Annotated in this window: 6 protein-coding genes and 1 pseudogene; all 7 read right to left on the bottom strand. The window is 70.8% G+C overall.

Going from position 1 to position 6,176, the window contains the following annotated elements; genetic code table 11:
* A partial coding sequence (locus tag GRC12_RS40725; protein WP_208785490.1) for a phage tail protein occupies positions 1-440 on the bottom strand: 440 nt, incomplete at its 3' end.
* A complete protein-coding gene (locus GRC12_RS40730; protein ID WP_208785491.1) occupies positions 437-2,398 on the bottom strand; it encodes a putative baseplate assembly protein in 1,962 nt (653 codons plus the stop codon). The genes GRC12_RS40725 and GRC12_RS40730, both read right to left, overlap by 4 nt.
* Positions 2,398-2,841, bottom strand: coding sequence for a GPW/gp25 family protein (locus GRC12_RS40735; RefSeq protein WP_133047366.1), 444 nt, complete (start codon positions 2,839-2,841; stop codon positions 2,398-2,400). The genes GRC12_RS40730 and GRC12_RS40735 overlap by 1 nt, the downstream gene beginning before the upstream one ends.
* A gap of 31 nt (positions 2,842-2,872) precedes the next feature.
* Complete coding sequence (locus tag GRC12_RS40740) at positions 2,873-4,765, bottom strand: VgrG-related protein (RefSeq protein ID WP_208785492.1); 1,893 nt, start codon at positions 4,763-4,765, stop codon at positions 2,873-2,875.
* Positions 4,765-5,490 carry a CIS tube protein gene (locus GRC12_RS40745; RefSeq protein WP_133047368.1) on the bottom strand — a complete coding sequence of 242 codons (726 nt, stop codon included), beginning with the start codon at positions 5,488-5,490 and terminating at the stop codon, positions 4,765-4,767. The genes GRC12_RS40740 and GRC12_RS40745 overlap by 1 nt, the downstream gene beginning before the upstream one ends.
* Positions 5,491-5,504: 14 nt before the next feature.
* Positions 5,505-5,927 (bottom strand): phage tail protein, encoded by a 423-nt coding sequence (locus GRC12_RS40750; protein WP_133047369.1) that lies wholly within the window; start codon positions 5,925-5,927, stop codon positions 5,505-5,507.
* A 53-nt stretch (positions 5,928-5,980) separates the two neighbouring features.
* Positions 5,981-6,176, bottom strand: a pseudogene (locus GRC12_RS40755) (hypothetical protein); the annotation flags it as partial.

Here is a 6,176-nt window from a genome sequence, read left to right on the forward strand (position 1 = left end):
AGGCGGAGGTGAACGTGGAGACGAGGGCGGGGGGTGCCGGGGAACGGGCCGAGCGGGCGGGCGCTCCAGGACGCCCCGCCGCTCTCCGTGATCTCCGGTTCGACGCCGAACGCCAGCCGCACGGCCTCCGCCAGCCCGCGCCGCGTGCCACGGATGCGGTGGAGGTACGCCGCCGCGGCCACGGCCGCCCGCAGCAGCGGCTCCGGTTCGGTGCCGTCCGTCTCCGCGCCCACCCAACTCCCCAGCCACTGGACGAAGTCGAGCGGGGCGAGGGACGGCCGGAAGTAGGTGTCGAGGCAGTCCAGCACGCTGTGGATCGGCGCGACCGTCTCGTCGAGCCCCGCGACGAACCGCTGGGCGAGATCGTCGTCCGCGAAGACGGCCGGCAGCATCATGCCGATCGGCGCGGAGGAGCCGAGACCGTCGATGGACCCCCTCATGCGCCGTCCCCGATCACCCGGACGCGGTGGTCGAACGAGAAGACCAGCGACGGGGCCGAGAGGTCGATGCGGTCCGTCGCCTCGCCCCGCTTGCCGGTCAGCGGGTCCGCCGGGTGCAGGACCACCTCGTCGACCAGCTCCACACCGGGCACCCGTTGCAGCACCGCGAACACCTCACCGGCCTGGACGGGACGGCCGAACGGCCAGCCCGTGCCGTTCGCGCCCCCGGTCAGCGGATCCAGGTGCCGGTACAGCGCGTCGTGGGCCTCGCGCCGCACCTTGTCCGTGTCGACGCCCCGGAAGGCGTGGACGGTGGCGACGACGGTCACACCCTGGTAGTACGGCGGCCCGACCGCCAACCTCGTCCCGATCAGCCGCCGTTCGTCCAGATGGCGGGTGATCCGGTCCAACAGGGCGTCGCCGGGCACCAGTTGCTCGAAGCGCAGCCTGCCGCCGGGATCCGGAACAGCCTGCGGGACCACCAGCACCCGTACCGCGTAGGCGCCGTGCTCGCCCTCCTCGCCCTCCAGGCAGGTGATGCGCGCGGTCTCCGGGGCGGCGCGGCGGGCCAGCTCCTCGTAGTCCCGCAGGGTCACCGCCCGCTCCTGGGCGCGCAGCGTGATCGGCGCCCGTACCTTCGCCTCCTCGACCGTCTCGCCGTCCACCCCGCCGCGTGCCGCCTCACGGTTGACGACCTCGGAGACGTACGGGATGGAGGTGCGCAGGATCTGCACCGCGCCCCGGGCCACGTTGCCGGCCCGGCCGCCACCGGTGCGGTAGCGGCGGGCGCGGACCGGGGAGCCCTTGGGCGCGACCGCGCCGTACTGCCGCAGCGTGCCGTCCGGCTCGCGCACCGCCGGTCCGAAGGCGATCTCCCCGGTCGTCGCGTCGAGGGTGATGTGCCGGTCGTACGGCCCGGAGCCCGCGAAGTTCGGGACCACCTGCCAGTCGACCCAGCCCTCGTGCTCGGCCGTCTGCAGCAGCACCGGCGGGTCGTCGCCGACGACGGGCGCGTGCATCAGCCGGAGCCGCTGACCGGGCAGACCGGTCGACTCGCCGAGCGCCTCGTCGTACACCGTCTCGGCGTGGACGACACCGGTGGTGCCGCCGACGGTGAAGGCCTCGGCGGCGCGGATGGTGGGCGAGGTGGTGTAGAAGGGCTGGCCGGGCAGCGGCTCGGTGACCCGGCAGCGGATCCAGCCACCCTCCTGACCGGCGTTGCGGGACAGCACGTGCCCGCCGGGCACGTGCAGGACCACCTCACCGGGACGGTTCAGACCGCCGGTGCCGTCCCGGTCGACCTCGCAGGTCTGCCAGCCGTCCGCGGTCCACGCCTCCCACACCAGCGGCGGCTGCCGCGGGTCCACGCCGACGCCGTCCACCCGGCTGTCCAGGTCCAGCGCGATCGCGCAGTGCGGCACGGCCGCGCTCAGCCCCAGCAGCATGCAGTCACCAGGATCCGGGGACTCCGAGAAGCAGAGCAGGTCCTTGTCGTCCTCGGCCAGGTCGTGCGTGCGCTCCACCGCAGCCTCGCCCTTGTGCTGCACCAGCAGATACCGCAACTCGCACGGCACGACGGTCAGTTCGCGCTCGGTCGCGAAGACCACCGCCTCCTCGCTCTCGGTGCGCATGGTGGCCACCTCGGTGCCCAGCGGCACGGCGATCGACTCCTCCTGGGGCGCCGACAGCCAGAACGTCACGTCCGTGCGCGCGGCCGAGGGTGGGAACAGGGTGATCCCCACCAGGTCCAGGAAGGCCAGATGGTTCTTCTCCGGCACCCGGTTGAGCCGGTAGACGATCTGGTCCGCCATGTGCGCCACCGTCTCGACGAGGGTGACGCCCGGGTCGGAGACGTTGTGGTCGGTCCACTCCGGGGCGCGCTGCTGGATGTAGCGCTTGGCGTCGTCGACGAACTGCTGGAAGCGGCGGTCGTCGAGATTGGGGGAGGGCAGGGCCATCAGCGGTCGCTTTCAGGGGAGTTGCCCGCGCCGGGGCCGGCGTCGGGCTCCTCGTGGGACGGAATGACGTAGAACGGGAAGACCAGGCTGCGCGGGTTGTTGGTGCCGCGGATCGAGTAGCGGACGTCGATGAACAGCACGCTCTGGTCGGCGCCCGCCGTGACCTCGACGTCCTCGACCTCGATACGCGGCTCCCAGCGGTCGAGGCTGACGTGCACCTCGTGCTGGATACGGCCCGCGGTCTGCTCGTTGACCGGCGCGAACACCAGGTCGTGGATGGCGCAGCCGAAGTCCGGCCGCATGGGCCGTTCACCCGGCGAGGTCGACAGGACGAGCCGGATCGCCTCCTCGATCTCGCGCTCCCCGCTGACCAGCGCGATCCCGCCGGTCGGCCCGATGCGCAACGGGAACGACCAGCCGGAACCGACGAACTGCTCGGCCATCAGAACTCCACCTGCCTTGCTCGGGAACGGTTCACAGCGGCGCCGGTACGGGGATGGTGGCGCACAGGAACGTGGGGGCAGCGACCGTGAAGTTGGCTCCCTTGACCGTCGTCAGGGGGGAGTTGAGCTGCAGGGTCGTCAGGCCGGTGAGGTTGGTGAGGGTGCCCGTCATGTTCAGGGCGCCCGTCGCCGTCAGCCCGATCTCGGGCGCGCGCACGTTGACCATGCCGCCCTGGATGCTCAGCGCGGCGCCGCTCTTGATGGTCAGGTTGCGCCGGGCGCTGAGCGACAGATCGGTGCCCGCCTCCACCGAGACCGACCGGCTGCCCTTGATGGTGACCGAACCCTTGCTGTCGATGGTGATCTCGGTCTTCGTCCGGTCCAGGTTGATGGTCAGCTGCTTGTCGCCGGAGATCAGCCGGACCCCCTGCCTGCGCAGGCCGGTCTTCTGGCTGAGCAGGTCCATCCGGTTGCCGTCCCGGTCGGAGACGGTGTGCCGGCTCGCCTTCTTCCGTACGGTGTCGTGAAGGGGCACATCGCTCACCACGGTCGGTTTGTCCCGGCCGTTGTAGAGCCCGCCGATCACGAACGGATGGTCCAGCGCGCCCCGGTCGAAGGCGACCAGCACCTCGTCGTTGACGTCCAGCGGGAAGATCCCGCCCCCGCCGAGGCCGCCCATCTGCACGGTCCGCGTCCAGTCGCTGACGTAGGTGTCGTCCAGCCACGGGAACTGCAGTTTGACCCGACCCTGCTTGAGCGGGTCGTTGACGTCGGTGACCAGCGCGTTGGCCACACTGGGCAGCCGGGGCGCGGTGTCCGCCCCGCCCGAGGCCAGCCCGTACAGCGACCGCCACTGCCGGCCGCTGACCGTCACCCACGACTCGTAGTGCTTGCCGTCCCCGAAGACGTGCCGTACGGACGTCACCGTGTACTTGCCCTCGAACGGCACCCCGACGTCCGCCAGCGCCACCGGAACTCCCGGGCGCAGCTTGGGGTTTCCGCGCGCGACGACCTCCAGCTCGGCGAACGAGCCGGTGACGTCGTCGGCGAGCGCCTCGGCGGCGAACTTCACCTCGTTCTGCTTGTCGTAGGGCGTGCCCGTCTCCACGAGCGTCGCCGACGTGAACTTCCCGGCCGCCGCGCCCGGCGAAGTGCCGATGGTGATACCGGGGTTGGAGGAGGCCGGCGAGGTGGCCGTCAGCTTCTTCTTCGTGGTCACGTCCCATCCGCGGGACTCGACCTTGGCCACCTGGTCGGCGGCGGTGACGGCGGCCCGCAGCCGCAGGATGTCGTGCCCGGCCTGCAGGACGAACGGGCTCTTGTCTCCGTCGGTGTCCGGAGAGGGCGCCCCCGCGGCCGACTTGGGCCGCACGAACTGGAACTTGCCGTCCGCGTCGACGGACATCACCATCTCGTTCTCGTCCGCGAGCCGGGCGAGGAAGTCCCAGTCGGTCACATTGGACTGGGAGATGAACTCGTACACCGTCTTCGTCGACTCGATCCGCCCGATCGGCACACCGTCCTTGGCGGCCAGCTTGCGGGCGATGTCGGAGGCGCTCTGGTTGCGGTAGGCGGCCACGCGGCGCTGGCGCAGAAGCCGGTGGCCGAGGTCGTAGCCGCGGATGACGGTGTAGGAGCCGGTGCCGTCGTAGTCGGCCTCGAGTCCCGTGACCTCACCGGTCAGCAGCGGATCCCCGGCACCCTCGCCGTCCGCCACGGGAGCGAACACCACCTTGGTGCCGAAGGTGATGTTCAGCTTGCCCAGCAGCAGCCGGTACGGGTCGCGGAAGGTCAGCCGGAACGCGGCCGGGACCCCGACGCCCTGGTCGACGTAACTGTCCACCAGGTCCGGGGCGAACTCGGGCGGCAGCTTGGCGCCGCCGATCTTCACGTCGACGACGTTGGAGAAAGCGGACTGCACCATCAGGTACGCACCTCCTCGGCGGCCGGCAGCACCAGTTCGACGCCGGTGCGCAGCTGTTGGGGGTCGTCGATGCCGTTGGCCTCGGCGATGGAACGCCAGGCGGCCGCGTTGCCGTACTCCCGCCAGGCCAGCGACTGCAGGGAGTCGCCCGCCACGACCCGGTGCACGCGCTGCGCGGTGAGCGCGCCGGAGGTCGGGTTCTGCCCCTTGGTCTTGCTGGGGATCTCGTGCAGCTGGAGCTTGCAGGTGGCGCGGATGGGCACGCCGGTCGTCGAGAACAGCGTGTAACTGGCCTCGACCGAGCTGACGTACGCCGTGAACCGGGCCGTCGAGAACGACCCCCACTGGAAGACGACCCACGGCGGCGACGGCTGCTTCGCGGCGATGCTCTTGCTCGTCACCTCGCAGCAGGCCAGCAGTGACTCGACCTTCTTCAGCACGGTGTTGCTGGTCGGCTCGTCGGAGGTGTCGAGGAAGATCTCCACACCCATCTCCCGCGGCTCGGCACCCATGAACTCCGGGAGCGGGCCGTCCCGTTCGATCTGCGCCGGGGTCACCTTCCACTGCGCGCGGCGGGTCAGCGACAGCTGCGCCGGGTTGAAGTCGAAGCCGAACGTCTTGATGATTCCGCCGGGCGTCCTGCTCTTGCCCTTCGGCGGTTCGTGGATCGCGAGCGTGGCGCGTACGAGGCTCTTGCCGGCGCCGCTCTTGCTGCCCTTGGCCATGTCTGCGGTCCCTCTCAGTCCGTGAACCCGTGATGGGCGATCTCCAGCACCTCGGTCGCCACGGCCGGGCTGGCGGGGTCCAGGGAGGGGCCGGTCCAGCTGACCGGCAGCACGTCGATCAGCCCCCACCGCGCGACTTCCGAACCGTCCGCCCTGAGCGCCGCGATCTGCGCCGTGGGTCGCTTGATGCCGGTCTGCACGGACGAGATCCACTTGGCGACCTTCGCCGTGTCCGGGGTCAGCGGGCGGGTCAGCCGGATGTTCGAGAACGTCACGCGGGTCGGCAACTGCCAGACGAAGCCGTTGTTGCCGCCCTCCTGGCGCTGCTCGATCTCCACCTGCGACGACAGTCCCTCACAGCCGTTGAAGTAGCCGAGGCTCTCACCGTCGATGCTGAGGGAGAACCAGATGGTGGAGCCCGGGTCCTGGCGGGACATCGCGGCCGGCCTTTCTGTCGTTCGGGGTGGATGGCGGTTGGGGTCGGATGCGGTCAGTGACGGGGGTCGCGGAGCTTGCCGACGCGTTCGCGGTCCAGGCGGAGTTCGGTACGGATCAGGCGGGTGATGCGGCCGATGATCCGGTGCACCAGCTCATCGAGCTGGAAGTCGGTGAGTTCGCGGGGGTCGAAGGCGCCGGCGGGGATCTCCGTGTACGCGGGCGGGGGTGTGGCCGGTGGCGTGTAGGGC

Origin of the sequence: Streptomyces griseorubiginosus (assembly GCF_017614965.1) — a bacterium.
GTDB classification, from domain to species: domain Bacteria; phylum Actinomycetota; class Actinomycetes; order Streptomycetales; family Streptomycetaceae; genus Streptomyces; species Streptomyces griseorubiginosus_B.

Bases quoted from the DNA above. Each gene is read 5' to 3' on its own strand.
- GRC12_RS40730 (WP_208785491.1), bottom strand. From the start codon at position 2,398: ATGGCCCTGCCCTCCCCCAATCTCGACGACCGCCGCTTCCAGCAGTTC.
- GRC12_RS40735 (WP_133047366.1), bottom strand. From the start codon at position 2,841: ATGGCCGAGCAGTTCGTCGGTTCCGGCTGGTCGTTCCCGTTGCGCATC.
- GRC12_RS40740 (WP_208785492.1), bottom strand. From the start codon at position 4,765: ATGGTGCAGTCCGCTTTCTCCAACGTCGTCGACGTGAAGATCGGCGGC.
- GRC12_RS40745 (WP_133047368.1), bottom strand. From the start codon at position 5,490: ATGGCCAAGGGCAGCAAGAGCGGCGCCGGCAAGAGCCTCGTACGCGCC.
- GRC12_RS40750 (WP_133047369.1), bottom strand. From the start codon at position 5,927: ATGTCCCGCCAGGACCCGGGCTCCACCATCTGGTTCTCCCTCAGCATC.